The 26,344-nt window shown below is 69.4% G+C and carries 14 protein-coding genes; 11 read left to right on the top strand and 3 right to left on the bottom strand.

Annotated elements, in window-relative coordinates; translation table 11 throughout:
- The first annotated feature begins 40 nt into the window (after positions 1 to 40).
- The 6 genes from ACSQ89_RS24615 (at position 41) to ACSQ89_RS24640 (ending at position 15,801) form a co-directional block, all read left to right on the top strand.
- A complete protein-coding gene (locus ACSQ89_RS24615; protein WP_436293592.1) occupies positions 41 to 679 on the top strand; it encodes a histidine phosphatase family protein in 639 nt (212 codons plus the stop codon).
- Between the two features lie 332 nt (positions 680 to 1,011).
- Positions 1,012 to 8,322 (top strand): amino acid adenylation domain-containing protein, encoded by a 7,311-nt coding sequence (locus ACSQ89_RS24620; protein ID WP_436293593.1) that lies wholly within the window; start codon positions 1,012 to 1,014, stop codon positions 8,320 to 8,322.
- The gene (locus ACSQ89_RS24625; protein ID WP_436293594.1) at positions 8,319 to 13,334 is read left to right on the top strand and encodes an amino acid adenylation domain-containing protein; all 5,016 of its coding nucleotides are present in this window, start codon (positions 8,319 to 8,321) and stop codon (positions 13,332 to 13,334) included. Before ACSQ89_RS24620 ends, ACSQ89_RS24625 begins: the two co-directional genes overlap by 4 nt.
- A gap of 10 nt (positions 13,335 to 13,344) precedes the next feature.
- The gene (locus ACSQ89_RS24630; RefSeq protein ID WP_436293595.1) at positions 13,345 to 14,064 is read left to right on the top strand and encodes a 4'-phosphopantetheinyl transferase family protein; all 720 of its coding nucleotides are present in this window, start codon (positions 13,345 to 13,347) and stop codon (positions 14,062 to 14,064) included.
- On the top strand, positions 14,061 to 14,867 hold the full coding sequence (locus ACSQ89_RS24635; protein WP_436293596.1) for a serine aminopeptidase domain-containing protein: 807 nt from the start codon (positions 14,061 to 14,063) through the stop codon (positions 14,865 to 14,867). Before ACSQ89_RS24630 ends, ACSQ89_RS24635 begins: the two co-directional genes overlap by 4 nt.
- On the top strand, positions 14,860 to 15,801 hold the full coding sequence (locus tag ACSQ89_RS24640) for an alpha/beta hydrolase family protein (protein WP_436293597.1): 942 nt from the start codon (positions 14,860 to 14,862) through the stop codon (positions 15,799 to 15,801). Before ACSQ89_RS24635 ends, ACSQ89_RS24640 begins: the two co-directional genes overlap by 8 nt.
- Positions 15,802 to 15,830: 29 nt before the next feature.
- On the opposite strand, the gene ACSQ89_RS24645 is transcribed toward ACSQ89_RS24640, so the two are convergent.
- The 3 genes from ACSQ89_RS24645 to ACSQ89_RS24655 form a co-directional block, all read right to left on the bottom strand.
- Complete coding sequence (locus tag ACSQ89_RS24645) at positions 15,831 to 16,121, bottom strand: GSU2403 family nucleotidyltransferase fold protein (protein ID WP_436293598.1); 291 nt, start codon at positions 16,119 to 16,121, stop codon at positions 15,831 to 15,833.
- A gap of 109 nt (positions 16,122 to 16,230) precedes the next feature.
- Positions 16,231 to 19,386 carry an efflux RND transporter permease subunit gene (locus ACSQ89_RS24650; protein ID WP_436293599.1) on the bottom strand — a complete coding sequence of 1,052 codons (3,156 nt, stop codon included), beginning with the start codon at positions 19,384 to 19,386 and terminating at the stop codon, positions 16,231 to 16,233.
- Positions 19,383 to 20,636, bottom strand: a complete 1,254-nt coding sequence (locus ACSQ89_RS24655; protein ID WP_436293600.1) for an efflux RND transporter periplasmic adaptor subunit — start codon at positions 20,634 to 20,636, stop codon at positions 19,383 to 19,385. Before ACSQ89_RS24655 ends, ACSQ89_RS24650 begins: the two co-directional genes overlap by 4 nt.
- Positions 20,637 to 20,856: 220 nt before the next feature.
- Between ACSQ89_RS24655 and ACSQ89_RS24660 the strand changes: the two genes are divergently transcribed.
- From ACSQ89_RS24660 to ACSQ89_RS24680, 5 genes are all read left to right on the top strand, one after another.
- The gene (locus ACSQ89_RS24660) at positions 20,857 to 21,327 is read left to right on the top strand and encodes a hypothetical protein (RefSeq protein ID WP_436293601.1); all 471 of its coding nucleotides are present in this window, start codon (positions 20,857 to 20,859) and stop codon (positions 21,325 to 21,327) included.
- Between the two features lie 102 nt (positions 21,328 to 21,429).
- Positions 21,430 to 22,800 carry a tRNA (N6-isopentenyl adenosine(37)-C2)-methylthiotransferase MiaB gene (miaB, locus tag ACSQ89_RS24665; RefSeq protein WP_436293602.1) on the top strand — a complete coding sequence of 457 codons (1,371 nt, stop codon included), beginning with the start codon at positions 21,430 to 21,432 and terminating at the stop codon, positions 22,798 to 22,800.
- A complete protein-coding gene (locus ACSQ89_RS24670) occupies positions 22,800 to 24,227 on the top strand; it encodes a sensor histidine kinase (RefSeq protein ID WP_436293603.1) in 1,428 nt (475 codons plus the stop codon). The genes miaB and ACSQ89_RS24670 overlap by 1 nt, the downstream gene beginning before the upstream one ends.
- A 31-nt stretch (positions 24,228 to 24,258) precedes the next feature.
- Entirely contained in the window at positions 24,259 to 24,915 is a 657-nt protein-coding gene (locus ACSQ89_RS24675; protein WP_436296551.1) for a hypothetical protein, read from the top strand.
- Complete coding sequence (locus ACSQ89_RS24680) at positions 24,912 to 26,318, top strand: sigma 54-interacting transcriptional regulator (protein WP_436293605.1); 1,407 nt, start codon at positions 24,912 to 24,914, stop codon at positions 26,316 to 26,318. The genes ACSQ89_RS24675 and ACSQ89_RS24680 overlap by 4 nt, the downstream gene beginning before the upstream one ends.
- Positions 26,319 to 26,344: the final 26 nt, after the last annotated feature.

A 26,344-nucleotide genomic window follows, 5' to 3' on the forward strand; every position in this document is an offset into this window, starting at 1 on the left:
TGTTAGCAGGCCCTAGGGTTCACCCCTAGAATCGCCTCGGATGGAGGTCACCCGCCTGATTGCCGTGCGCCACGGCGAAACCGCATGGAATGTCGACACCCGCATCCAGGGGCAGCTCGACATCGCCCTCAACGACACGGGCCTTTGGCAGGCCCGGCGCGTCGGGCAGGCGCTCGCGGAAGAACCCATCGCCGCCATCTATGCCAGCGACCTCGCGCGCGCATGGCAAACCGCGCTCGAAATCGCAGCGCCGCGCGGCATCGAGGTGAAGGCGGAGCCGGGGCTGCGCGAGCGGGCCTTCGGTCACTTCGAAGGCCGCACCTTCGCCGACATCGATGCCACCCTCCCCGACCAGGCCCGGCTCTGGCGCACTCGCGATCCGGCCTTCGCGCCGAATGGCGGTGAATCACTGCTGACCTTCAGGGAGCGCGTGACCGGCGTGGCGGCGGGGCTCGCAGCGAGGCACCCGGGCGAACTGGTGGTGATGGTGGCGCACGGCGGCGTGATGGACGTTCTCTACCGCGCGGCCACCGGGCAGGAACTGCAGGCTCCGCGCACCTGGCACCTGGGCAATGCCGCCATCAACCGCCTGCTCTGGACGCCCCAGGGCTTCACGCTCGTGGGCTGGGGCGATACCGGACACCTGAGCGAGGGGTCGCTCGACGAAGCCGCGGCCTGAACCAGGCCTGATCCGTTAAAAATAGAACTTTTCTATGAGTTCTCGCCGTCCATGCGGCGTCTCTTGTACTTCCTTTGTATTCAAAATGTAAAAAGGGAGGCAGAATCGTGTCCGCACCGTCCTACCGCAGTCGCAACCAAATGCGTCGAATGTTGCAGAGCATCCAAACGACATAGGCTGGGCACATAGCCTTTTGTACGGTGGCGCGACGCATCGTCAAGGGGCAATATCCGGCACATGGAGTGAATGCTTTGTAGTTACTCTTAATAGATACATGTAGGCCGGCGTACGAGGCAAGGAAGCAACAGCGCTAACAGCGGAGCCACCAATTCATGGAACAAGGACCTCAACCCAATTCCTCGACCGACGCGACGGCGCTTTCGCTGGGGGACCTGTTCATACCCCGTGCCGACGCAGCGGGGCAAGCCACGGTGCAAGTCTCCAGCCTCGATATCCCGCCGGCACTCGCGACCCGGTGGGCCGCGCAGGCCCAGGCGTCCGGCTTTCTGCCGGACACGCTCTTCGCCGCTTCATGGATCCTGCTTCAATCCCGCTGGCTGGGCCTGGCGGCGGTGGAGTTTCACGAGGCACCGGGTGCCGGCGTCGCGGTGAACTGCGACGACACCACGACAGCGCAGCAATGGCTGGCCGCGATCGACGGCGCACGTCGCAACAGCGTCGTCGCATCGACGGCCGGATCGCCGCCCCCTTTTGCGCTCTGGCTCCGTGATGGCGCGAGCGCCGGCCAGGCCGACGCGCCTTCGCTTCAGCTGGAATTCCATGCGCCCGCCGGCCGGCCGGCGACGCTCCGGCTGGCCGCCACCGCTTCGCTGATGGACAGCGCGATCGAAGTCGGCCTGCTGCTGGCCATCGCCGACACCGCCTCGGATCTGCTCGATCGCCCCGCCGCGAGCCTGCGCGAGATCCGCACGCTGCCGGCCCTCGACAGCCAGCGCCAACTGGAAACATGGAACAGCGCCGCCTCGGCCTATGACGCGGCGCTGACCGTCCAAGCCATGTTCGACCGCCAGGTCGCCCGCCGGCCCGATGCGATCGCGCTCGTCGGCGACGCAGGTACGCTGAGCTACCGCGAGCTGGCTGAGCGCGCCGAACGGATGGCGCGCCGCCTGCAGGCGCACGGCATCCGTGCCGGCGACACCGTGGGCGTGATGCTCGACCGCTCGAGCGCGGCCGTGATCGTGATGCTCGGCATCCTGAAGGCCGGCGCCGTCTATGTGCCGGTCCAGCCGGATTTCCCGGTCGAGCGCATCGCCTTCATGTTCTCGCATTCCGACGTCGGCCTGGTCGTGACGCAGGCCGCGTACCGGCAGCTGGTGCCGAGCGAGCGGGCGCTGCTGTCCATCGACGACGATGCCGGCCAAGATGCCGCGCTGCCGCCGCTCGCACCGGCCGCGGCCGACGGCGAATCGGTGGCCTACGTGATGTACACCTCCGGCTCGACCGGCACGCCCAAGGGCATCGAGATCTGCCATCGCTCGATCCTGCGCCTCGTGGTCGACGCGCACTATGTCGAACTCCGTGCGGGCGAGGCCATGCTGCATGCGGCGCCGCTGGGCTTCGATGCCTCGACGCTGGAGATCTGGGGCCCGTTGCTCAATGGTGGCATCTGCGTGGTGCATGACGAGAAGGTGCCCACGGGCGCCGGCCTCGCACGCGCCATCGCCCAACACTCGGTGAAGACCGCCTGGCTCACCGCCGGCCTGTTCAATGCGGTGGTCGACGACGATCCCGCGCAACTCGCAGGCCTGCGCCAGCTGCTCACCGGCGGCGAGGCGCTGTCGGTGCCGCACGTGCGGCGCGCGCTCGCGGCGTTGCCCGGGCTCACGCTGATCAACGGTTACGGACCGACCGAGTGCACCACCTTCGCGGCCACGCACCGGATTCCGCAGGACCTCGCGGCCGACGCGCGCTCGGTGCCCATCGGCCGCCCGATCAACGACACCGTGCTGCGCGTGCTGAGCCCCTCGATGGCGATGTTGCCCGCCGGCCTGGTCGGCGAGCTCTGCATCGGCGGGCGCGGCCTGGCGCGCGGCTACCTGCAGCGCCCCGACCTGAGCGCCGAACGCTTCGTGGCCGATCCCTTCGGCGGGCCCGGCGAGCGCCTCTACCGCACCGGCGACCAGGCGCGCTGGCTGCCCGACGGCAGCATCGAATATATCGGCCGCATCGACGGCCAGGTGAAGATCCGCGGCCATCGCATCGAGATCGGCGAGGTCGAGGCCGCGCTGCTCGCCCATCCCGGCATCAAGTCCTGTGCGGTCGTGCCGCGCGCGGACGCTGCAGGCCGGCTGCGCCTCGTGGCCTACCTCGTGGCGCGCGGCGCCGAGCTGCCCTGGACCACGCTGCGCCAGCATCTCGCCGATCGCCTGCCCGAAGCCATGCTGCCCGCGGCCCAGGTCTGGCTCGAACAGCTGCCGGTCACGACCAACGGCAAGCTGGACCGCCGCGCACTGCCCGAGCCGCCGCGGCAACGGCCCGAGCTCGCACAGCCCTTCGAGGAAGCGCGCAGCGACACGGAGCGCCGCGTCTGCGCCGCCTTCGCGCGCGCCCTGGGCCTCGACCAGGTCGGCCGCAGCGACAACTTCTTCGACCTCGGCGGCGATTCGCTCTTGGTGCTCAGGGTGTTGCGCGATCTGCAGCAGGGCAGCGAACGCCGCCTCTCGAGCAACCTGTTCTTCCGCCAACCGACGCCCGCGGCGCTGGCCGCCGACATGCAGGCGCAGGACGACGAGCCCGCACCGCCGCAGCGCGAGCGCACACCGGCAGCAAAGCCTGCCACCGGCAGCGACATGGAGCCGGTGGCGCTGATCGCCATGGCCGGCCGCTTCCCGGGCGCCGCCGATGTCGAACAGTTCTGGGACAACCTGATAGCCGGGCGCGAGTCGATCAGCTTCTTCGACGATGCGACGCTCGACGCCGGCGTCAGCGCAGCGCTGCGCGCCGACCCGCTCTACGTGCGCGCCCGCGGCGTGATCGACGACATCGATCAGTTCGACGCCGCCTTCTTCGGCATCAACCCGAAGGAAGCGGAGCTGATGGACCCGCAGCAGCGCGTGTTCCTCGAGATCTGCTGGGAATGCCTGGAACGCGGCGGCTACGTGCCCGATCAGGCGCCCGGCCCGGTCGGCGTGTACGGCGGCATGTCCAACGCCAGCTACTTCCAGCGCCACGTGTCGACGCGGCCCGACCTGGTCGAGATGGTCGGCGAGTTCCAGGTGATGCTGGCCAACGAGAAGGACTACATCACCACGCGCGTGGCGAACAAGCTCAACCTGACCGGCCCGGCCGTGAGCGTGCACACCGCCTGCTCGACCTCGCTGGTGGCGATCGCCCAGGCCTTCTTCGCGCTGCGCACCGGCCAGTGCCGCATGGCGCTGGCGGGCGGCGCCTCCGTTACCTGCCCGCCGAAGAGCGGCTATCTCTACAACGAAGGCTCGATGCTGTCGCCCGACGGCCATACGCGCAGCTTCGACGCCCGGGCCAAAGGCACGGTGTTCAGCGATGGCGCGACCGTCGTGCTGCTCAAGCGGCTCTCCGATGCGATCGCCGACGGCGACACCATCTACGCGGTGCTGCGCGGCGCCGGCATCAACAACGACGGCGGCGCCAAGGCCAGCTTCACCGCGCCCAGCGTGGACGGCCAGGCCGCGGTGATCGAAGCGGCGCTCGCCTCGGCCGGCGTCGAGGCGCGCAGCATCTCCTATGTCGAGACGCACGGCACGGCGACGCCGATGGGCGACCCGATCGAGGTCGAAGGCTTGACGCGCGCCTTTGCCGCGCACACCGCCGACATCGACTTCTGCACCATCGGCTCGCTGAAGAGCAATGTCGGCCACATGGTCACCGCTGCGGGTGCGGCCGGCCTCATCAAGACCGCCCTCGCGCTGCACTGCGAGGCGATCCCGGCCAGCCTGCACTACGACGCGCCGAACCCGGTCATCGATTTCGAGGCCACGCCCTTCCGCGTGAACAGCCAGCTTCGCCCCTGGCCGCGCGAGGCCGCGCCGCGGCGTGCCGGCGTCAGCAGCTTCGGCGTCGGCGGCACGAATGCGCACGTGATCGTCGAGGAAGCGCCGCTCGCCGCGCCCTCCGATCCGGCGAGCGGCCCGCTACTGCTCACGCTCTCCGCGCGGACGCCCGCGGCGCTCGCGGCCGCCGCCACCCGGCTGGCCGACCACCTCGACGCGCACCGCGAACTGTCCCTGGCCGACGTCGCCCACACGCTGCGCGTGGGACGCAAGCAGTTCGCGCAGCGCGCCTGCGTGGTCGCCGAATCCATCGACGAAGCCGTGACGGCCTTGCGCAGCGCCGATTCGGCCGCCCGCGCCGGCGCCGCGGTCAATGCCTGGGTGCCGCAGCCGGTCTTCATGTTCCCCGGCCAAGGTGCGCAATACGCCGGCATGGGTCGCACGCTGTATGCCGGCGATGCCGTCTTCCGCGCCGCCTTCGACGAATGCCTGCAGGCCTTCGAGGGCGTGCTCGGCTTCGACCTGCGCGAGCGCATGTTCTCGGACGATGCAGCCGCGCTGGCGCCGACCTCGGTCACGCAGCCCGCGACCTTCGCGCTCGAATACGCGCTGGCGCGCCAGCTCATGGCGCTCGATGTGAAGCCGGCCGCGATGATCGGCCACAGCGTCGGCGAGTTCGCCGCCGCCGTGCTGGCCGGCGTGATGCGGCTCGAGGACGCGGCCCACCTGGTCGCGCGGCGCGGCGCGCTGATGCAGGCATTGCCCGCCGGCACCATGCTCTCGGTGCGCCTGCCGGCCGCCGAGCTGCAGCCGCTCCTGCCCGAAGGGATTTCGCTCGCGGCCGACAACGGCCCGGCGGTCTGCGTGGCCGCGGGCCCGAGCGACGCCATCGAGAAGCTGCGCGCCGAGCTCGAGGCCAGGGGCATCGTCGCCAAGACGCTGCAGACCTCGCATGCCTTCCACTCGGCGATGATGGACGCGGCGGTCGCGCCCTTCGAGGCGCTGGTGCGCGAGACGCCGCTCGCCCTGCCCCGCCTCCCGATCTACTCGACCCTCACCGGCCGCCTCCTGAGCGCCCAGGAAGCGACCGACCCGCACTATTGGGCGCGCCACCTGCGCGAGACGGTGCGCTTCTCGCCCGCCGTGCGCGAAGTGCTGGCCCAGCTCGCGCATCCGCTCTTCGTCGAGATCGGCCCGCGCAACACGCTGGCGACGCTGGTGCGCCAGCACGCGAGCAAGGCCTTGCCCGCGCCGGCGGCCTCGCTGCTTGCCGACCAGACGAGCAGCGAGAGCGCCGCCTGGCGGCTCGGCGCCGGCCGGCTCTGGGCCCAGGGCGTGGAGATAGACCTGGCCGCCCTCGATACACGCGCACGCAAGCAGCGCGTGCGCCTGCCCACCTATCCCTTCGAACGCAAGCGCTTCTGGGTCGACATCGCGTCGGCGCCGGCCGCCGTTGCACTGCCCGCCGAAATTCCTGCCCCATCCGTGCCCCTGACCCCATCGATTCCGGAGTTGACAATGACCGTCGCCACTTCCGTGCCACCCGCGCGCCGCGCCTCCCTCGTCACGCGCCTGCGCGAGCTGTTCGAGAACCTCTCGGGCGCCGACATGGCCGACGTCGACGGCGCCGCGCCCTTCGTCGAGATCGGCCTCGACTCGCTCACGCTCACGCAGGCCGCGCTGCAGGTCAAGAAGACCTTCAAGGTCAACCTGACTTTCCGGCAGCTGATGGAGAGCTATCGCAGCTTCGACGCGCTGGCCGAGTTCCTCGACGCCACGTTGCCGCCGGATGCTGCAGCAGCGGTGGCGCCGCAGGCCGCGCCGGCGATGCCCGCCGCCGTGCCGCAGCAGCCGGTGCTTGCGGCGCTGCCGGCCGTGCAGCCCGCGGCGGCCATGGCGGGCGGCAACGGCAGCCTGGTGCAGCAGGTCATCGCGCAACAGATGCAGTTGATGCAACAGCAACTCGCATTGCTGTCGGCGGCGCCGACGGTTCCGGCCAGCCCCGTGCTGCCGGCCCCGGCGGTGGAGCAACCCACGCCCATGGCCACCGCCGCGGCCACGGCGTCCAACACCCCCGAGCCGGCTGCCGAGGAGCCGCCCGTCGCGCCGAAGTACGACGTCAAGAAGGCTTTCGGCGCCATCGCGCGCATCCACACGCAGAGCAAGGAGCCGACCGAGCGCCAGAAGGCACGGCTCGCGGCCTTCATGCGCCGCTACGTCGAGCGCACGCAGAAGAGCAAGGCCTTCACCGAGCGCAATCGCCCGCACATGGCCGACCCGCGCGTGGTCAACGGCTTCCGGCCCGCGACCAAGGAGATCACCTACCAGATCGTGATCGAGCGCTCCAAGGGCTCGCGCATGTGGGACATCGACGGCAACGAGTACGTCGACACGCTCAACGGCTTCGGCATGAACCTCTTCGGCTGGACGCCCGACTTCATCAACGAGGCGGTGAAGAAGCAGCTCGAGCTCGGCTACGAGATCGGCCCGCAGCATCCGCTGGCCGCCGAAGTCACCCGGCTGCTGTGCGAGCTCACCGGCTTCGACCGCGCGGGCCTGTGCAACACCGGTTCCGAGGCGGTGATGGCGGCGCTGCGCATCGCGCGCACCGTCACCGGCCGCAGCACCGTGGTGCTCTTCACCGGCTCCTACCACGGCACCTTCGACGAAGTGCTGGTGCGCGCGGGCCGCAACGCCAAGGGCATGTCGGCCGCGCCCGGCGTGCTGCAAGGCATGTTCGGCGACGTGCGCGTGCTGGACTACGGCACGCCCGAGGCGCTCGAATTCATCCGCGCCAACGCCGAGGACCTGGCCGCCGTGCTGGTCGAGCCGGTGCAGAGCCGCCGGCCCGACTTCCAGCCGCGCGAGTTCCTGCGCGAGGTGCGCGCGATCACCGAAAAATCCGATACCTGCCTGATCTTCGACGAGGTCATCACCGGCTTTCGCTGCGACCTGGGCGGTGCGCAGGCGCTGTTCGGCATCCGCGCCGATCTCGCCACCTACGGCAAGGTGCTGGGCGGCGGCTTCCCCGTCGGCGTGATCGCCGGCAGGCGGCAGTACATGGATGCGCTCGACGGCGGCCCCTGGCAGTACGGCGACGATTCGGTGCCCACCGTGGGCGTGACCTACTTCGCCGGCACCTTCGTGCGGCATCCGCTTGCGCTGGCCGCGGCCAAGGCCGCACTCGAGCACTTGAAGGCAGACAACAACAAGCTGCAGACCCAGCTCAACCTGCACACCGCGGCCATGGCCGACGAGCTCTCGGCCTTCTGCCGCGAGGTCGGCGCGCCGGTCGAGATCCGCTACTTCTCCTCGCTGTGGCGCGTGAGCTGGCTGGAAGACCATCCGCTGCAGGACCTGCTGTTCGCGATGATGCGCAGCCGCGGCGTGCACATCCTCGACAACTTCCCCTGCTTCATGACGGCCGCGCATTCGCAGCAGGACATCGCGACCATCAAGTCCGCCTTCAAGGAATCGATCGCCGAGATGCAGGAAGCCGAGCTGCTGCCGCGCCGCGCCGCGCCCAAGACGGTGCTCGACCCCTCGCATCCGCCCGCACCTGACGCGCGGCTGGGCCGCGACAAGGATGGCCAACCCGCCTGGTTCGTGCCCGATCCGAACGCCCAAGGCAAATTCACGAAGTACAAAGCATGATCGAAGCAGTCGCCACCCTGTCCGCCGAGGACGCCGCCGAGGATTTCGATCCCTTCGCCTCGGGCCTGATCGAGCGGGTCGTCTCGACCACCGAGGCGCAACGCGAAGTCTGGCTCGGCGATCGCCTGAGTCCGGAAGCCTCGCTGGCCTACAACGAGACGCTCCGGCTGCGGCTCAAGGGCACGCTGGACACGCGTGCGCTCGCCAGCGCACTCGACCGGCTGGTCGGGCGCCACGAATCGCTGCGCGCCACCATCTCGCCCGATGGCACGCAGTTGCTGATCGGCGAGGCCGCTCCGGTCCACATGGCCGAACACGACCTCGGCGCGCTCGATGCGGCGGCGCAGAAGCGCAGGCTCGAGGAAGACGGCGTGGCCGCCGTGCTCGAGCCCTTCCAGCTCGAACAGGGTCCGCTCTTCAGGGCCGCGCTCTACCGGCTGTCGACGATCGACCATGTGCTCGTGATGAGCGCGCACCACGCGGTCTGCGACGGCTGGTCCTGGGGCGTGATCAGCCAGGACCTCGGCAGTCTCTATGCCGAACAGATCGGCGCCGGTCCGGCATTGGAGCCGGCGGCCCAGTACTCCGACTACGCCGCCTGGGAGGCGCAAGAGGCGAACAGCCCCGAGATGGATGCCCACGTCGGCTACTGGCTCTCGCGCTTCGCCGGCGGCAGCCTGCCGGTGCTGGAGCTGCCGCTGGACCGCCCGCGGCCTGCCGTGCGCACCTTCAATGCCTACCGCATCGACCACGTCTTGAGCCAGGACCTGATCGACGGCCTGCGCAAGGTCGGCGCCGTCTCGGGCACCAGCCTGTTCGCGACCATGTTCGGCGCCTTCGCCGCGACCCTGCACCGCCTCACGGCGCAGGACGACCTGGTGATCGGCATCGCGGCCGCGGGCCAGATGCCCAGCGACATGCCCTCGCTGGTGGGCCACTGCGTCAACCTGCTGCCGATCCGCGTGGCCGTCGACGCCCAGGCTCGCTTCGATGCGCTGGCGCGCCAGTCGGGCAGCGCCCTGCTCGACGCCTTCGAACACCAGACCCTGACCTACGGCGCGCTGCTCAAGAAGCTGCCCGTGCCGCGCGACCCCAGCCGGCTGCCGCTGGTGAACGTGCTGTTCAACGTGGACCGCGATGCCGCGCCCAACGAAGGCAACTTTCCCGACCTGCAGGTCGAGCAGAGCACCATCGCGCGCCGCTACGAGAACTTCGAGCTCTTCCTCAACGTGACGCCCGTGGTGGGCGGCATGCAGATGGAGGCGCAGTACAACGCCGACCTCTACGACGACGCGACCGTGCGCCGCTGGCTCGGCATGTACGAATCCCTGCTGCGCGCCGTGGTGCGCGATCCGACGCGGCCGGTCGGCCGGCTCGAGCTCCTGTCGCCCGCCGAAGCGCATGCTCTCGCGGCCTTGCAGCCAGCGCCGACGCCGCTGGAAGGCGCGCCGCTGATGCATGCGGGCTTCATGACGCATGCAGCGACACAGCCCGCACAGCCGGCCTTGCGCGATGGCGCCCAGCGCATGAGCTACCGCGAACTCGACGAACGCTCGAATCAATTGGCCCATGCGCTGCGTGCGCGCGGCATGGGCCGCGGCGAACGTGTCGGCCTGTGCCTGGACCGCGGCTTCGACATGTTCGTAGCCCTGCTCGCGGTGCTCAAGAGCGGCGCCGCCTATGTGCCGCTCGACCCCGCCTTCCCACAGGCGCGGCTGGACTACTACGCCGAAGACGCGAAGCTCGGGCTGCTGCTGACCAGCTCCTCGATCGCCGCGGCGCCGAAGATGTGGCGCGAAGACGCGGCCGACCGCGTGCTGCTGCTCGACCTGGACACCAGCTGGCAGAACGAAGCGCCCACGCCGCTCGTGCCCGGAGCGCAGGATGCGCAGGGCGAAGACACGGCCTATGTGATCTACACCTCCGGCTCGACCGGCAAGCCCAAGGGCGTTTGCGTGCCGCACCGCGCGGCGGCGAACCTGATGCAGACCATGCAGCGCGAGCCGGGCATCGGCGCGAGCGATCGCATGGCCGCAGTGACCACGCTGTCCTTCGACATGGCGGTGCCCGAGGTGATGCTGCCGCTGGCAGCGGGCGCCGAGATCGTGATCGTGCAGCGCGAGGTCGCGATGGACGGCAACCGGCTGCGCGCGCTGCTCGAGTCCGAAGCCATCACCATCCTGCAGGCCACGCCCGGCATGTGGCGGTTGCTGCTCGATGCAGAGTGGTCGGGTCCGCGCGGCTTCCGCGCCTGGATCGGCGCGGAGCCGGTGCCGGCGGATCTCTCGCTCGAATTGATGGGCCGCACGAGCGAGCTCTGGAACCTCTACGGACCGACGGAAACCACCGTGTGGTCGACCGTCTGGCGCATGGAGCGCCCGATCGTCGCGGCGCGCGGCGTCTCGATCGGCCGCCCGATGGCGAACACCGGCGTCTGGATCCTCGACAGCAACCTGCAGCCCTGCCCGATCGGCGTGCCGGGCGAGATCTGCATCAGCGGCATGGGCGTGACACTGGGTTACCTCGACCGGCCCGAGCTCACGGCCGAGCGCTTCGTGACGACCGCCATCGACGGCGTTGACACGCTGATCTACCGCAGCGGCGACCGCGGCCGCTGGCGCAACGACGGCCTCTTGGAACACTTGGGCCGCTTCGACTTCCAGGTCAAGGTGCGCGGCTACCGCATCGAGCTCGGCGAGATCGAGGCGCGCTGCAACGAGGCGCCGGGCGTGGCGCGCAGCGTGGTCGTCACGCGCGAAGACCAGCCGGGCGACGTGCGCCTGGTGGCCTACCTCGCGGCCTCGTCGGGCGCCACGGTCGACCTGGCCGCGCTCGACCGCCATCTGCGCAGCCGCCTGCCGCAGTACATGGTGCCGCAGCATGTGGTCGGCCTCGACGCCATTCCGCTCTTGCCCAACGGCAAGGTGGACCGCAAGGCGCTGCCCAAGCCCAGCGCGACGCGGCAGGAGACGAGCGAGCGGCTGGCGCCGCGCAACGAGCGCGAACGCATCGTGATGGAAACGATGGAGCGCGTGCTCAACCTGCCAGGCCTCGGCATCCGCGACGACTTCTTCTCGCTGGGCGGCCATTCGCTGCTGGCGGCGCGCCTGGCGACCCTGCTGAGCCGCGAGTTCGAGCTCACGGTGCCGCTGCGCATGCTGTTCGAGGCGCCGACGGCCGAACGGCTGGCCGCGGCGATCGAAGGCCTCGACGGCAGCAACGCGTCGCGCAGCGCACCCATCGCGCATGTCGCGGACCGCAGGAGCGCACCGCTCACGCCGATGCAGGAGCGCATCCGCTTCGTGGAGGAGCTGCATCCCGGGCGTTCGACCTACAACGCCCCGTCCGCGCACCGGCTCGGCGGGCCGCTGGACATCGAGAAGTTCAAGGCGGCGCTGCGCGTGATGATCGAGCGGCAACCGTCGCTGCGCACCGCTATCGGTGCCGATCCGGCCACCGGCGCACCGGCCGCGCTGATCGCGAAGGAGCTGGCCTACGAGCTGCCGGTGATCGACCTCGGCCACCTGCCCGAAGACCAGCGCGAAGCCGAGCTGATCGAGCGCATGCACGAAATGGCCGACCAGCCGATCGACATCCATCGCGCACCGATGTTCCACGCGGCGCTCTACAGGATCGCGGCCGACGATCATGCCTTCGTGTTCGTGCCGCACCACCTGATCTGGGACGGCTGGTCCTTCGATATCCTGCAGAGCGAGCTGTCGGCCATCTACGGCGCGCTGGTGCGCGGCGAGGCGCACGGCCTGCCCGAACTGGCCGTGACCCACGGCGACTATGCCGACTGGTATGCGCGCTGGCTCACCGAGCCCGAGGCCGAACTCCAGCTGCGCTACTGGAAGGACCGCTTCGCGAACTCGCCGACGCCGAAGGCGCCGCGCACCGACATGCCGCGCCGCGCCGGCATGAGCGGTCAGGGCGGCGCGCACTGGATCAATGTCGACAAGGCGCTCACCGAGCGGCTGCGCGAGACCGGCCAGCGCCACGACGTCACGCTCAACATGCTGACCCTGGGCGTCTATATTCTCATGATGAGCAGCATCATCGACAGCCGCTCGATCGTCATCGCCACGCCGGTGCGCGGCCGCGAGGCGCCCGAGCTCGAGCCGGTAATGGGCTTCTTCAACAACGTGCTGCCGCTGTCCTTCCAGGTCGACCGCTCGCTGCGCTTCGGCGAGTTCATGCGCTACGTCAAGCAGGAGCTGATCGCGGTGATGAGCCACCAGCAGATCCCCTTCGAGCGCCTGGTCAGCGAGCCGGAGTTCGTGGAGCGCGCGCAGGGCGTGGGGCTCTACCAGGCTCTGTTCTCGTTCCAGGATGCGCGCGAGCGGCCGCGCGACATCGGCGGCCTCCAGCACCGCCAGATGCACCTGCCGCAGCGCGGCGCGACCGACGATCTCGGCATCTGGCTGATGGACAAGCCCGACGGCCTCGAAGGCGCAGTGGTCTACAACGCCGACATCTACAAGCGCGAGACCGGCGCCGCCTTCAAGGAGCGCTACCTCGAGCTGCTGCGCCTGGTCGCGCAGCAGCCGGACGCCACGCTGGAAGCCATCGCGGCGCCGGCCGGCTCGGACAGCGCGAGCTACCTGCAGCGGCTCGCGGCCGACGCGGCGCCAGCGCCCACCGCGGCGCAAACCGTGGCCGCGCGACCGCGGCAGGCGCAGCCGCAGGTGCTGCTGTTGCCCGAACAGGCGAAGCTGGCCCAGATCTGGGCCAGCGCGCTCAGCATCGACGTCAACGACATCCATGCCCACGACAACTTCTTCGACCTGGGCGGCGACTCGCTGCTCGCGATGCGCGTGATCCAGCAGGCCGAACAGGTGATGGGCTTTCGCGTGGAACCGCGCCGCTATGTGTTCGAAGGCCTGGGGCAGCTGGCGTCGGCCGCTGCCGGCATCGCGCTCGACGCCTTGGCCGCGGCGCCGGCGGAGGGCGAGTCGCGGCGCGGCGGCCTGCTCGGCCGCGTGTTCTCCGGCTGGAGCCGCAAGAGCTGACGAGGCCGCCATGACGATCACACAACTCCCCTCCTCGGCACATTGCCGCCTCTGGCAGGTCGACCTGGACGCCACGCCGGCGCCGCAGGCGGTGGCTTCCTTGTCGGAGGCCGAGTGGGAGCGCGCCCGGCGCTTCGTCTTCCGGCGTGACCGCAACCGTTTCGTCGCCGCCCATGCAGCCCTGCGCGAGACGCTGTCCGCGCAATGCGGCATTCCCGCGAGCCTGCTGGAGTTCGACCACGGCGCCTTCGGCAAGCCCACGCTGGTCGAGCATGCGCAGCTGCGCTTCAACCTGAGCCACAGCCAGTCGGTGGCCTTGATCGCGGTCTGCGACGAGGCCGAAGTGGGCGTCGATGTCGAACTGCTGCGCCCGATGCCGGACGCAGCGGCGCTGGCCGCCAGCTACTTCACCGAGGCCGAGCGGCATGCGCTGGCCCAGCTCGAACCCAGCGCGCGCGACCGCGCCTTCCTCGCCTGCTGGACCCGCAAGGAGGCCTGCCTGAAGGCCACCGGCATGGGCCTCTCGGTCGACACGCGCAGCTTCGACGTGGGCGTGGTGCCCGATTCGTGCGAAGTGAAGATCACCTCCGCCGATGGCGTGGTGCGCCTGGCGCTGTCTTCCCTCCATGATGTCCAGGGCGCCCTGTGTGCAGTGGCACGGGTGCTGATATGCGAAGAGGCGGTTGTCGTACAGCGCCTGCCCGCCGTCGAAAGCGAGACTTACGCATGACTCCGATGCTCTTCGGCCCGGCCTCGCGGCAGCTCTTCGGGCTCTTCCATTCGCCTGAGCGCGAGAGCGGCATCGCGGTGCTGATCTGCCCGCCCCTCGGGCAGGAGGCAGTCCGCGCGCATCGCCTGTTCCGCGTGCTGTCCGACCGGCTCGCGCGTTCCGGCGTGGCGGTGCTGCGCTTCGACTACCACGGCAGCGGCGATTCGCCCGGCGAGGACACCGACGGCGATCTCGAAGGCTGGCGGCGCGACGTCTGCACCGCGCACGAGGAGCTGCGGCGCCGCGCCGGCAGCCGGCGCATCGTCTGGCTCGGCGCGCGCCTGGGCGCCGCGCTGGCGGTGCTGGCGGCAAAGAGCGGGCGCTGCGATCCGGCCCGGCTGATCCTGTGGGACCCGATCGTCGACGGTGCGCGCTACGTCGAGGAGCTGCGCGCCGGCCACGTGGATGCGCTCGAACGTTCCTTCTGCGTGCCGGACCCGGCATGGCGGCGCCGGCTGGCGAAGGACGGCGATGCCTTCACCGACGAGATCTTCGGCTTCGGCGTGTCGCCGATCCTGCGCCAGCAATTGCGTGCGCTCGGCCCGGAAGCCCTGCAGCTCACGGCGCTGCACGAAACGGTGGTGCTCGCCGATGCCGATGACCATGTTGCCCATCAATGGGCGGGCAAGGAGACGGCCCGCCACATGCCGCTGCGCGTCACGGCGTTCCAGCATCCCCTGATCTGGACCTCCGATCCGCATCCCAATAACGCGATGGTGCCCACCGAGGCCCTGCAACGCTTGCTGGCAGAAGTTCATGAATGACTACAAGGAAATCCCCGTCCAGTTCGGGCCCGAAGGCTCGCTGATCGGCATCATCACGACGCCCTCAGAGGGCTCGCTGGCGCCCGTCGCCTGCCTCATGCTCAACATGGGCGCGAACCACCGGATCGGGCCTCGGCGCATCAACGTGAAGCTGGCGCGGCAGATGGCCGCACGCGGTATCAGCAGCATCCGCTTCGACCTCGCGGGCCTGGGCGACAGCGGCCCGGCCGGCGGCTCCGAGCATTTCCTCACGCAGGCGGTGTTCGATCTGCAGGCGGCGATGAACCTGATCCAGACCATGCTGGGCATTCGACGCTTCATTGCGATCGGCCTGTGCTCGGGCGCCACCAACGGGCTTTCGCTCGCCGTTGCCGATGCGCGCGTGATCGGGCTCCTGATGTTCGACGGTTACGCCTTCCCCGGCCGCCGCGCGCGCTGGGAGCGTACCTTGCACCGCGCGCTGGCGGTGCCGACCAATCCGGCCGTGATCGGCAAGACGGTGCGCTGGCTGCAGCGCAAGTTCTCGGCCAGCGCCGCGGCCGCCGCCTCGCCCAGCATCTTCGAGCCCGAACCGCCGGAGGTCACGGCCGCGCTGTTCCGCCGCTCGATGACGCAGCTGGCGGAGCGCAACGTGGCGGTACTGCTTTTCTACACCGGCACCATGCACGTGACGGATCGCCACCGCGACCAGTTGGGGCCCTTTGCCGACGAGCCCTTCATGCAGCAGTTCGAATACGAGTTCATCGGCGAAATCGACCACAGCCTCACCTCGATGGCCTCGCAGCAGATCTTCATGAAGGTGGTGTGCGATTGGGCGCTGCGCGTGACGCATGGCGGTACGGCCTCGGCCCATTCCGCTGCAACGGGTCGCGCCGGCACGCATGCGGGCGGAGCGCGCAGCGCCGCGGCCTGGCAGCGCGATCCGGTGCATTGAACGCCCCCTTCCTCGTCCGTTTCCGGTGCTCAGACCACCAGCAGGCCTTGGTCCAGCAAGTCCTGCACGATGTCCGCCTGCAATCGGTCGCGGCGGCGCTTGGCGACCTCGCGCTGCAGAGCCGCTTCTGCCAGCCAGCGCTTGAACTCCACGAAGGTCGCCGGCGCGATAGTGCTCATGAGCGCCATGCGGCCAGTGGGCGATATGACCACGTGCTCGAAGCGCGGTGCCCTCGTGAGTACCGAGGCGCGGACAGCCTGGACCGGCCACAGGTCGCCTTCGTCGGCAGAGAACCGGAAAGGGTGAGGGTCATCCTCCATCACCGCAAAAATACAGAAATCTGAATTTATGCGGTGAATCGATATAAATCAACAACTTAGATGGCGGCTACGGGACCGGGCCGGCCAGGGCGGATGGCTCCCAGCGGCGCTATCCAGCCGCCCCCGGCGCCACGTCGTGCGCCAGCTTTTCCTCAGGCAGCTCCTGCATCGGCCCGCTGCCACTGTAGCGGTCCAGCGCGAGGTAGATCGCCGGCGTGATGTAGAGCGTGATCACCTGCGAGAAGATCAGGCCGCCGACCACCGCCACGCCGAGCGGCTGGCGCAGCTCGGCGCCGGCGCCCAGGCCCAGCGCGAGCGGCAGCGCGCCCATCATGGCCGCCAGCGTGGTCATCATGATCGGGCGAAAGCGCAGCCGGCAGGCCTCGCGGATCGCATCGACCGGCTGCATGCCCTGGGTGCGCTGCGCATCGAGCGCGAAGTCGATCATCATGATCGCGTTCTTCTTGACGATGCCGATCAGAAGCAGGATGCCAATGGTCGCGATCAGCGTCAGGTCAAAGCCGAAGAGCTTGAGCGACAGCAGCGCGCCCACTGCCGCCGAAGGCAGGCCGGCCAGGATGGTCAGCGGATGGATGTAGCTCTCGTAGAGCACGCCCAGGAGCACGTAGATCACCAGCACGGCCAGGATCAGCAGCACCGCCTGGCTGGCCTGCGAGCTCTGGAACACCGCGGCGTCGCCGCCGTAGCTCGTGATGATCGAGGCCGGCATCTTGAGCTCGGCCTTGAACTGGTCGACCTTGGCGGTCGCATTACCCAGCGGCACGTCGGGCGCGAGGTTGAAGGACACCGTCACGGCCTGCAGCTGCCCCTGGTGGTTGACCGAGGTCGGGCCGACGGTGCGCTTGACGGTCGAAAAGGCCGACAGCGGCACCAGCTGCCCGGCCTTGTTGCGCACCGAGAGGCGTGCCATGTCCTCCTCGAACTGGCGGTCGTCGTCGGCCGCCGAGAGGATCACCTGGTAGGTGTTGCTGGGGCCGTAGATGCTGCCGATCTGCCGGTCGCCATAGGCGTTGTAGAGCGCGGTGCGCAGGTCGCCGACCTCGACGCCGAGCACGCCGGCCTTGTCGCGGTCGATGTCGATGGTGGCCTGCAGGCCGCGGTTCTGCGAATCGCTGGTCACGTCGCGGAAGGCCGGGTCGGCGCGCATGCGCTCCATCAGCCGGTCGGCCCAGACGTTCATGGTGCCGGCGCTCACGCTTTGCAGCGTGTACTGGAAGCGCGCCTTGCTCTGCCGGCCGCCCAGGCGCAGGTTCTGCAGCGGCTGCATGTAGGCGGTGATGCCCGCGATCTCGCGAAAGCGCGTGCGCAGGGACTCCATCACCTGCGCCATGGCGGCGCGTTCTTTGCGCGGCTTGAGCACCACGAACAATCGGCCGGCATTCTGCGTGGAGCTCGAACCGCCGACGCCGACGAAGGAGTTGACATAGGCCACGTTCGGATCGGCCTGTACGGCCTCGGCCACGCGATCCTGCAAGCCCTTCATCGCCGGGAACGAGATGTCCTCGGCGGCTTCGGTCGTGATGAAGATCTGCCCGATGTCTTCCTCCGGGAAGAAGCCCTTCGGGATGACGATGAACAGCCACGCCGTCAGCGCGAAGGTCGATGCGGCGACGACCAGCATGAGCTTGCGATGATGCAGCGTCCAGTCGAGCGAGTGCAGGTAGCTGCCGTGGACCCAGCGGTAGCCCCGCTCGAAGCCGCGCCCGATTGCAGTGCCCGGCTCCGGGTGGCCTTCCTCATGGTCCAGGGCGCCGTGGGCACGCGGCGTATGCCGCAGCAGCCGGCTCGCGAGCATCGGCACCAGCGTGAGCGACACCACGGCCGAGACCATGACCGCGAGGCCCACCACCACCGCGAACTCGTGGAACAGCAGGCCGATCACGCCCGGCATGAAGAAGATCGGGATGAACACCGCCACCAGCGAGATCGAGATCGAGATGATGGTGAAGCCCACCTCGCGCGCGCCGCGCAGCGCGGCGGCCATCGGCTCCATGCCCTTCTCGACGTAGCGCATGATGTTCTCGAGCACCACGATCGCGTCGTCCACCACCAGCCCGACCGCCAGCGTGATGCCCAGCAGCGACACGTTGTCCAGGCTGTAGCCGAAGGCGGCGAGCAGCGCCACCGCGCCGATCAGCGAGATCGGGATCGTGGCGGCCGGAATCAGCGTGGCCACCACGCGGTGCAGGAACAGGAAGATCACCAGCACCACCAGCAGCACGGTGCCGAGCAGCGTCAACTGCACGTCGTGCACGGCCTGGCGGATCGAGATCGACCGGTCGTTGACCATGTTGATCTCGACCGACTGCGGCAGCTCTTCCTTGAAGCGCGGCATCAGCGCGCGCACAGCGTCCACCACCTGCACCGTGTTGGCGTTGGGCTGCCGCTGCACCGCCAGCGAGATCGAGTTCTGGCCGTTGAAGCTGCTCCCGGTCTTGACCGACTCGAAGCTGTCCTCGACGGTTGCGACCTCGTCCAGACGCACCGGCGCCCCATTGCGCTGGCCGACGATCAGCTTGGCGAAGTCGGCGGCCTTCATCAGTTGCTCGTTGGCCTGGATCGTGAGCGTCTGGCGCGGGCCGTCGAGCACGCCGACCGGGGTATTGGCATTGGCCGAGCGCACCGCGTCGGCCAGCTCGTCGAGCGTGATGTTGCGCGCGTTGAGCAGGTCGGCGTCGGCCTTGACGCGCACCGCGAAGGCCTTGCGCCCGTAGACCACGACCTGGGCCACGCCGTCGATGGTCGACAGCGTCGGCGAGATCAGGTTCTCGGCATAGTCGTTGAGCTCGGCCGGGCTCATCGACTGCGACACCATCGCGATGAACAGCACCGGCGCGTCCGCCGGGTTGACCTTGCGATAGGACGGCAGCTGGGTGAGTTCGATCGGCAGCTGCCGCTGCGCGCGCAGCAGCGCAGCCTGGACGTCGACCGCGGCCGCATCGATGTCGCGGCTGCTCACGAACTCGAGCGTGATCGAGGTCACGCCCTGGGTATTGACCGAGCTGATGGTCTGAAGCCCGGGGATGGTGGAGAACTGTTTTTCGAGCGGCAGCGCGACCGAGGAAGCCATGGTGTCCGGACTGGCGCCCGGCAGCTGCGCGTTGACGTTGATGATCGGCGTGTTGTAGCTCGGCAGCGCCGCGACCGGGATCTGGAAATAGGCAAAGATGCCGGCCACCACCGCGGCGGCAGAGAGCAGCACCGTCATCGCCGGACGACGGATGCAAAGCTCGGAGATGTTCATGAGCGCTCCCGCTCCGCGACCAGGCTGGCGTTGGAGGGCGCGACCGAGGCCGCGCTGCCGGGCGTGGCCTCGGGCGTCGTGCCGCCGGGCCGCTGCTGTTGCTGTGGCGTGGCCGCTGCGTCGAGGCGCACCTTGCCGCCGGGACGCACGTTCTGCTTGCCCTCGATGACCACCTGCTCGCCCGGCTCGACGCCGCGCACCGCGACCTGCGTGCCGAAGCTGTGGAGCGTCTCGACCTTGCGGCGCGCGGCCGTCTTGTTGGCATCGACTACGTAGACCGAGCTGCCCTCGGTCAGCATCATGATCGCGGCCGCCGGCACCACCGTCGCGCCCTCGATGGTGCGCACGGTGACGCGGGTCTCGACGAACTGGCCGGGCCAGAGGCCCTGGTCGGCGTTGTCGAACACCGCCTTGGCGCGCACCGTACCGATCAGCGGGTCGACCGTGTTGTCGACGAAATTCAGCGCGCCCTTCATCGGCGCCTTACGCCCGGTCACGAGCGCCTCGACCGGCGTGTGAGAACGGGCCGCAGCCAGCAGGTCCTGCAGCTTTCCTTCGGGCACCGGGAAGCTCACCGCGATCGGGTCGAGCTGCGTGATCGTGACCAGCGACAGGCTGGGCTGCACCAGCGTGCCCGGATAGATGTTGACGGCGCCGATGCGCCCGGCGATCGGGGCGCGCAGCGTCGCATAGCCCAGCGCCACCTGCGCCGATTGCACCGCCGCGCGATCGGCCGCCACCGCGGCGCGCTGCGCCTCGAGCTGCGACAGCGTCGCGTCGGCCGCAGCCTTGGCGATGAAGTTCTGCGCCACGAGCTCCTGGCTGCGCTTGTGCTGGCGCTCGAGATCGGCCATCGTGGCCTCGTCCCTCTGTTGCTGCGCCCGCGCCTTGGCGAGGTTGGCCTGGTCGGGACGGTCGTCGAGCGTGAAGAGCAATTGGCCCTCCTTCACGAACTGCCCTTCCTTCACATGCACCTCGCGCACCGTGTTGGTCACCTGCGGGCGCAGGTCCACACTGTTGAGAGAAACCACGCTGCCGTTGACCTGCACCGTGACCGGCACGTCCTGCCGCTGCGCGGCGGCCAGCGTGACCAGCGCCACCGCGCCCCCGTTGGGCGCCGCACCCTTGCCCGCGGTCGGCGCGCCGGCTTCTGGCGCGCTGCGCGTCTTGGCGCCGGACCACCACCAGGTGCCGGCTGAGGCGGCGACGATCAACACGCCCGCAAAGGCGAGGACGAGGTTCTTCTTCATGGGGCGTGTACGTTGGATCGTGGGCGGATCGCAGGCGCAGTGGGTGCACTTTTACCTGACAGCGACCATTGGAGCAGCGGCAGACTGCAAGAGTCCATCACCCCCGTAAAGATAAGTAAAGCGACCATGAGGGACCGCACGCCATGGACGCGGCTCCGGCGTGGGCCGACAGGGAACGGGCCGCTAGAATCCCCGCTCCCACAGCCTCTGGATGAACACCATGAACCGCTGCATCACCCCCTGGAATGCTCTCATTTTAGTAGCGCTCGGCGCAGTAATGGCGCCCGCCTGGGCCCAGGACGCGCCCGTGCCGCAAACCCAGAACGAAGCCGCCGCAGGCGGCCGCAATTTCCCCGTCGGCACGCTGCGCGGCAAATTCATGGTGCTGAACCCCCCCGAGATCCAGCTCGACGGCCAGCCCGAGCGGCTCTCGCCGGGCGCGCGCATCCGCAGCGCCCAGCACATGCTGGTGATGCCGGCCTCCATCACCGGCCAAAACCTGCTGGTCAACTACACGCGCGATGCCGCCGGCCTGGTGCGCGAAGTCTGGATCCTCACGCCCGAGGAGGCGCAGGCCAAGCGCGAATCGGCAGAGAAGCCGCTTCTGAACTTCTGGCCCTTCGTGGCCGACACCGGCCCGCGCGACGACGGCAAGACGCCGTTCGACCAGCTGCCCCGCTACGGGCAGTAGTAAAAGCGCCCGCCTTCGACGCCAGGGCCCGGCCGCCTTGCCGCCGGCCAGGCGCGCCATGACGAAAGAGCAAGGCCAACCGGACCTCACCGGGAGCACCCCATGACCCCCAAAGTTTTCATCAAGACCTTCGGCTGCCAGATGAACGAGTACGACTCGGACAAGATGGCCGACGTGCTGCACGCCGCCCAGGGCTACGAGCCGACCACCAACGTGGACGAGGCCGACCTGATCCTCTTCAACACCTGCTCGGTGCGCGAGAAGGCGCAGGAGAAGGTGTTCTCCGACCTGGGCCGCGTCAAGCATCTAAAGGCCCGCGGCGTGAAGATCGGCGTCGGCGGCTGCGTGGCGAGCCAGGAGGGCGCGGCCATCATCGCGCGTGCGCCCTACGTCGACGTGGTCTTCGGCCCGCAGACCCTGCACCGCCTGCCCGAGATGCTGAACCAGCGCGAGCGCGAAGGCCGGCCGCAGGTCGACATCAGCTTCCCCGAGATCGAGAAGTTCGACCACCTGCCGCCGGCGCGGGTCGAGGGCGTGACCGCCTTCGTCTCGATCATGGAAGGCTGCTCCAAGTACTGCAGCTACTGCGTGGTGCCCTACACGCGCGGCGAGGAAGTGAACCGCCCGCTCGACGACGTGCTGGTCGAGGTCGCGGGCCTGGCCGACCAGGGCGTGCGCGAAGTCACGCTGCTGGGCCAGAACGTCAATGCCTACCGCGGCAGGATGGGCGACACAGCGGAGATCGCCGACTTCGCCCTGCTCATCGAATACATCGCCGAGATTCCCGGCATCGAGCGCATCCGCTACACCACCAGCCACCCGAACGAGTTCACGCCGCGGCTGATCGAGGCCTATGCCCGCGTGCCGCAGCTCGTGAGCCACCTGCACCTGCCGGTGCAGCACGGCAGCGACCGCATCCTGATGGCGATGAAGCGCGGCTACACGGCGATGGAATACAAGAGCACGGTGCGCAAGCTGCGCGCCATCCGCCCCGGCCTTTCGCTCAGCAGCGACTTCATCGTCGGCTTCCCGGGCGAGACCGATGCCGACTTCGACAAGATGATGAAGCTGATCGACGATCTCGAGTTCGACAACAGCTTCAGCTTCATCTTCAGCCCGCGCCCCGGCACGCCGGCGGCCGCCCTGCCCGACGACACGCCGCATGCGGTCAAGCTCGCGCGGCTGCAGCGGCTGCAGGCCGTGATCGACGGCAACGTCAAGCGCTTCGGCGAAAGCCGCGTCGGCACGCTGCAGCGCGTGCTGGTCGAAGGACCTTCGCGCAAGGATGCGCACGAGCTGATGGGCCGCACCGAGTGCAACCGGGTGGTCAATTTCGAAGGCGATGCGCGGCTGATCGGCCGCATGATCGACGTGCGCATCACCCGCTCGCTGGCCTACACGCTGCGCGGCGAGGTCCCGACCGCCGAATCGCCCCAGGCATCGGCCCGCGAAGCCGCGGTGCCGGCGGCCTGATGGCGAAACTGAAGTCGGCGCGCGGCTCGTTCCGGCAGCTGCTGCTGTTCGCGTTCCTGCTGATCACGGCGCTGCTCGTGGGCGTCGCGCTGCGTTCGGTGTTCCAGTACGACGCGCTGGTGACGCAGAGCCGCGACGCGGCCGCGCGCGCCCTCACGCTGTCGGGCGCGGCGCAGTCGCTGGCCGAGCGCAGCGCCGCGATGGAGCGCGCGGGGCGCCAGTCGCTGGTGCTCAACGATGCGGTGCTGCGCCGCCGTTTCGACGAGGCCGCGCGCGACGCCCGCCACGTGCTCGATCGCCTCGGCGTCAACGGCCTGCCGTCCGCCGGCCCCGACCAGTGGCGGGCCCAGATGAGCGTGATCGAGGGCCTGATGGGCGGCGCTCCCGAGACCGCGCTCGCGCGCGAGAGCTCGATGGCGATGCAATTCCGAGACCTCGACGCGCTGAACACCAACATCGCACAGCAGGTCCAGTTCCTGATCGAGACGCAGAACAACGCGCTCGCGCAGCGCATCGAGAACGCGCGCCGGCGGCTGATGCGCGAGGTACTGGCCGCCAGCGCGCTGGCCGTATCGCTTGCGCTCGCCTTCGGCATCTGGCTGGCGCGGCCCTTCAAGCGGTTGGAGCACGCCATCGTCGGGCTCGGGGAAAACCGGCTCGACGAGCCGATCGACATCCGCGGCCCGGCCGACGTGCGCCGCGTATCGCAGCAACTCGAATGGCTGCGGCTGCGCCTCACCGAGCTGGACGCCGACAAGGCACGCTTCCTGCGTCACGTGTCGCATGAACTCAAGACACCGCTGGCCGCGCTGCGCGAAGGCGTCTCGCTGCTGGAAGACGGCGTGACCGGCGCCTTGAACCCGGCGCAGCGCGAGGTCGCGCAGATCCTGCAGCAGAACACCATCGCGCTGCAGGGACAGATCGAGGCCTTGCTGCGCTTCAACGCGGCGGCCTTCGAGGCGCGCGAGCTGCGCCGCCAGCGCACGCCGCTGTTGCCGCTGATCGAGGAACAGATCGAGGCCCAGCGCCTGCAGTGGCAGGCCAACGGCCTCACGGTGCGGGCGGAAGGCGAGCCGATCGCAGTGGTGGTGGACCCGGTGAAGCTGGGCACCGCGCTGGCCAACCTGCTGTCGAACGCGATCCGTTTTTCGACTCGCGGAGGCACCATCGCGATCGCCGTCTCGAGCACGGCCGACACCGCGCGCATCGACATCGAGGACGCCGGCCCCGGCATCGCCGAGGGCGATCGCGACCGCATCTTCGAACCTTTCTTCCGCGGCGAGCGGCAACCCCAGCATTCGGTCAAGGGCACCGGGATCGGGCTGTCGATCGTGCAGGAGTACATTGCGGCTCATGGCGGCCGCATCACGCTGCTGCCGGAGGGGCCCGGCGCACGCTTCCGCATCGAACTGCCTCGCTCCGCCTGAACTCCGCCGCTCCACGCGCTACTTCCGACCCATGCTTTTTTCTCCGATCGTTCGCAGATCCGCTTTCGTCATGACGCTCGTCGTGCCGATGCTGCTCGCCGCGTGCAGCGCACCTCCCAAGCCGCCGGCCGAAGCCGTCGCCGTGGTGCCCGCGCCGCCGCCGCCCCCGCCCGTCATGCCGGTCGAAGCCGAGCCGATGGCTCCGGCCACGCAGCCGGCCCTGGTGTTCACGCAGCTCACGCAAGGCCCGGTGGCCGCCCTGCTCGCCTACGCCGACAGGGTGCGGCCGCTCGGCGGCAACGAACTCGCGGCCGAACTCACGCGCCTCGGCGAGCCCGGCGATGCCCCCCTGACGCAGATGCAGGTCGCGCTGGTTCTGGCGCAGACCCGCGTTCCGGCCGACCTCGTACGCGCCATCGGCCTGATGCAACGCGTGGCCGCCAACCCCTCGGCCGATGCCCAGCCCTTGCAGCCGCTGGCCCGCGCGCTCGCTGCCCGCTACCAGGAGCAGCGCCGGGTCGAGGACGACCGCGAACGGCAGGCCCAACAGCTGCGCGACAGCCAGCGGCGCATCGACCAGTTGAACGACCGCATCGAGGCGCTGCGCGCGATCGAGCGCAGCTTTTCGCGGCCCAACAGCCCGCCACCGGCGGCCCCGGTGCCGAGCACGCCCAAGCCCGCACCATGAGCAACAGCAGCAGCGGCGCCCGCCTCCTCGTCGTCGACGACGACGCGGACATGCTGCGCCTGCTGTCGATGCGGCTCACCGGGGCCGGCTACCAGGTCACGGCCGTGACCTCGGCGGAATCGGCGCTGACGCAGCTCGAGATCGAGCATCCGCAGCTGGTCCTGAGCGACGTGCGGCTGCCGGGCCGCGACGGCCTGGCGCTGTTCGACGAGATCCGCAAGCGCCATCCGACGCTGCCGGTGATCCTGCTGACCGCGCACGGCACCATTCCCGACGCGGTCGAGGCCACGGCGCGCGGCGTCTTCACCTACCTGACCAAGCCCTACGACGCGCGCGAGCTGCTCGACAAGATCGCCCAGGCGCTGGCGCTCGGCGCGCCGACGACCGGCAGCGGCAAGGGCGGCGACGAGAGCTGGCGCTCGGAGATCGTGAGCCGGAGCAACCGCATGTCCGAGCTGCTGGCCGAGGCGCGCATGGTGGCCAAGTCGGACGCCAGCGTGCTGCTGCGCGGCGACAGCGGCGCCGGCAAGGAGCTTCTGGCGCGTGCCATCCACCGCGCCAGTGCGCGCGCCGACAAGCCCTTCGTGGCGGTCAATTGCGGCGCCATCCCCGAGGCGCTGCTGGAGTCGGAGCTCTTCGGCCACATGAAGGGCGCCTTCACCGACGCGGTCGCCAACCACAAGGGCCTGTTCCAGCAGGCCGACGGCGGTACGCTGCTGCTCGACGAGATCGGCGACATGCCGCCGGCCCTGCAGGTCAAGCTGCTGCGGGTGCTGCAGGAGCGCGCGGTGCGGCCGGTGGGCGCAACCCAGTCGATCACGGTCGATGTGCGGATCATCTCCGCCACCCACCGCGACCTCGATGCGGCCATGGAAGCCGGACAGTTCCGGGAAGATCTCTATTACCGGCTCAACGTGGTCACGCTGAACCTGCCGACGCTCGCGGCGCGGCGCGAAGACATTCCGCTTCTGGCCAACCATTTCCTCCAGCGGCTCTCGACCAAGTACGGCAAGCGCCTCTCCGGCTTCGCGCCCGAGGCGCTGAAGGCGTTGACCACCGCCTCGTGGCCGGGCAATGTGCGGCAGCTGTTCAACGTGGTCGAGCAGGTCTGCGCGCTTTCGAGTTCGCCGCTGATCCCGCTGGCGCTGGTGCAGCGCGCACTGCGCGTGCCGAGCGTCGAGGTCCAGACCTACGCCGAAGCCAAGCAGCGCTTCGAGCGCGATTACCTGGTCGGGCTGCTCAAGCTGACCGATGGCAACGTGGCCGACGCGGCGCGCCTGGCCGACCGCAACCGGACCGAGTTCTACCGGCTGCTGCAGAAGCACGAACTCACGCCCGGCCACTTCAAGGCCGACGCGGCGTCGCCGGGCAGCGATCCTGTCGCCGACGAGCGACGCAGCTAAGTCGTTGATTCGATTGAACATCCTCA

It is taken from the genome of Variovorax sp. LjRoot175 (genome assembly GCF_964253805.1).
Classification (GTDB): Bacteria; Pseudomonadota; Gammaproteobacteria; order Burkholderiales; family Burkholderiaceae_C; genus Variovorax.

Bases quoted from the DNA above. Each gene is read 5' to 3' on its own strand.
- ACSQ89_RS24615 (WP_436293592.1), top strand. From the start codon at position 41: ATGGAGGTCACCCGCCTGATTGCCGTGCGCCACGGCGAAACCGCATGG.
- ACSQ89_RS24620 (WP_436293593.1), top strand. From the start codon at position 1,012: ATGGAACAAGGACCTCAACCCAATTCCTCGACCGACGCGACGGCGCTT.
- ACSQ89_RS24625 (WP_436293594.1), top strand. From the start codon at position 8,319: ATGATCGAAGCAGTCGCCACCCTGTCCGCCGAGGACGCCGCCGAGGAT.
- ACSQ89_RS24630 (WP_436293595.1), top strand. From the start codon at position 13,345: ATGACGATCACACAACTCCCCTCCTCGGCACATTGCCGCCTCTGGCAG.
- ACSQ89_RS24635 (WP_436293596.1), top strand. From the start codon at position 14,061: ATGACTCCGATGCTCTTCGGCCCGGCCTCGCGGCAGCTCTTCGGGCTC.
- ACSQ89_RS24640 (WP_436293597.1), top strand. From the start codon at position 14,860: ATGAATGACTACAAGGAAATCCCCGTCCAGTTCGGGCCCGAAGGCTCG.
- ACSQ89_RS24645 (WP_436293598.1), bottom strand. From the start codon at position 16,121: ATGGAGGATGACCCTCACCCTTTCCGGTTCTCTGCCGACGAAGGCGAC.
- ACSQ89_RS24650 (WP_436293599.1), bottom strand. From the start codon at position 19,386: ATGAACATCTCCGAGCTTTGCATCCGTCGTCCGGCGATGACGGTGCTG.
- ACSQ89_RS24655 (WP_436293600.1), bottom strand. From the start codon at position 20,636: ATGAAGAAGAACCTCGTCCTCGCCTTTGCGGGCGTGTTGATCGTCGCC.
- ACSQ89_RS24660 (WP_436293601.1), top strand. From the start codon at position 20,857: ATGAACCGCTGCATCACCCCCTGGAATGCTCTCATTTTAGTAGCGCTC.
- miaB (WP_436293602.1), top strand. From the start codon at position 21,430: ATGACCCCCAAAGTTTTCATCAAGACCTTCGGCTGCCAGATGAACGAG.
- ACSQ89_RS24670 (WP_436293603.1), top strand. From the start codon at position 22,800: ATGGCGAAACTGAAGTCGGCGCGCGGCTCGTTCCGGCAGCTGCTGCTG.
- ACSQ89_RS24675 (WP_436296551.1), top strand. From the start codon at position 24,259: ATGCTTTTTTCTCCGATCGTTCGCAGATCCGCTTTCGTCATGACGCTC.
- ACSQ89_RS24680 (WP_436293605.1), top strand. From the start codon at position 24,912: ATGAGCAACAGCAGCAGCGGCGCCCGCCTCCTCGTCGTCGACGACGAC.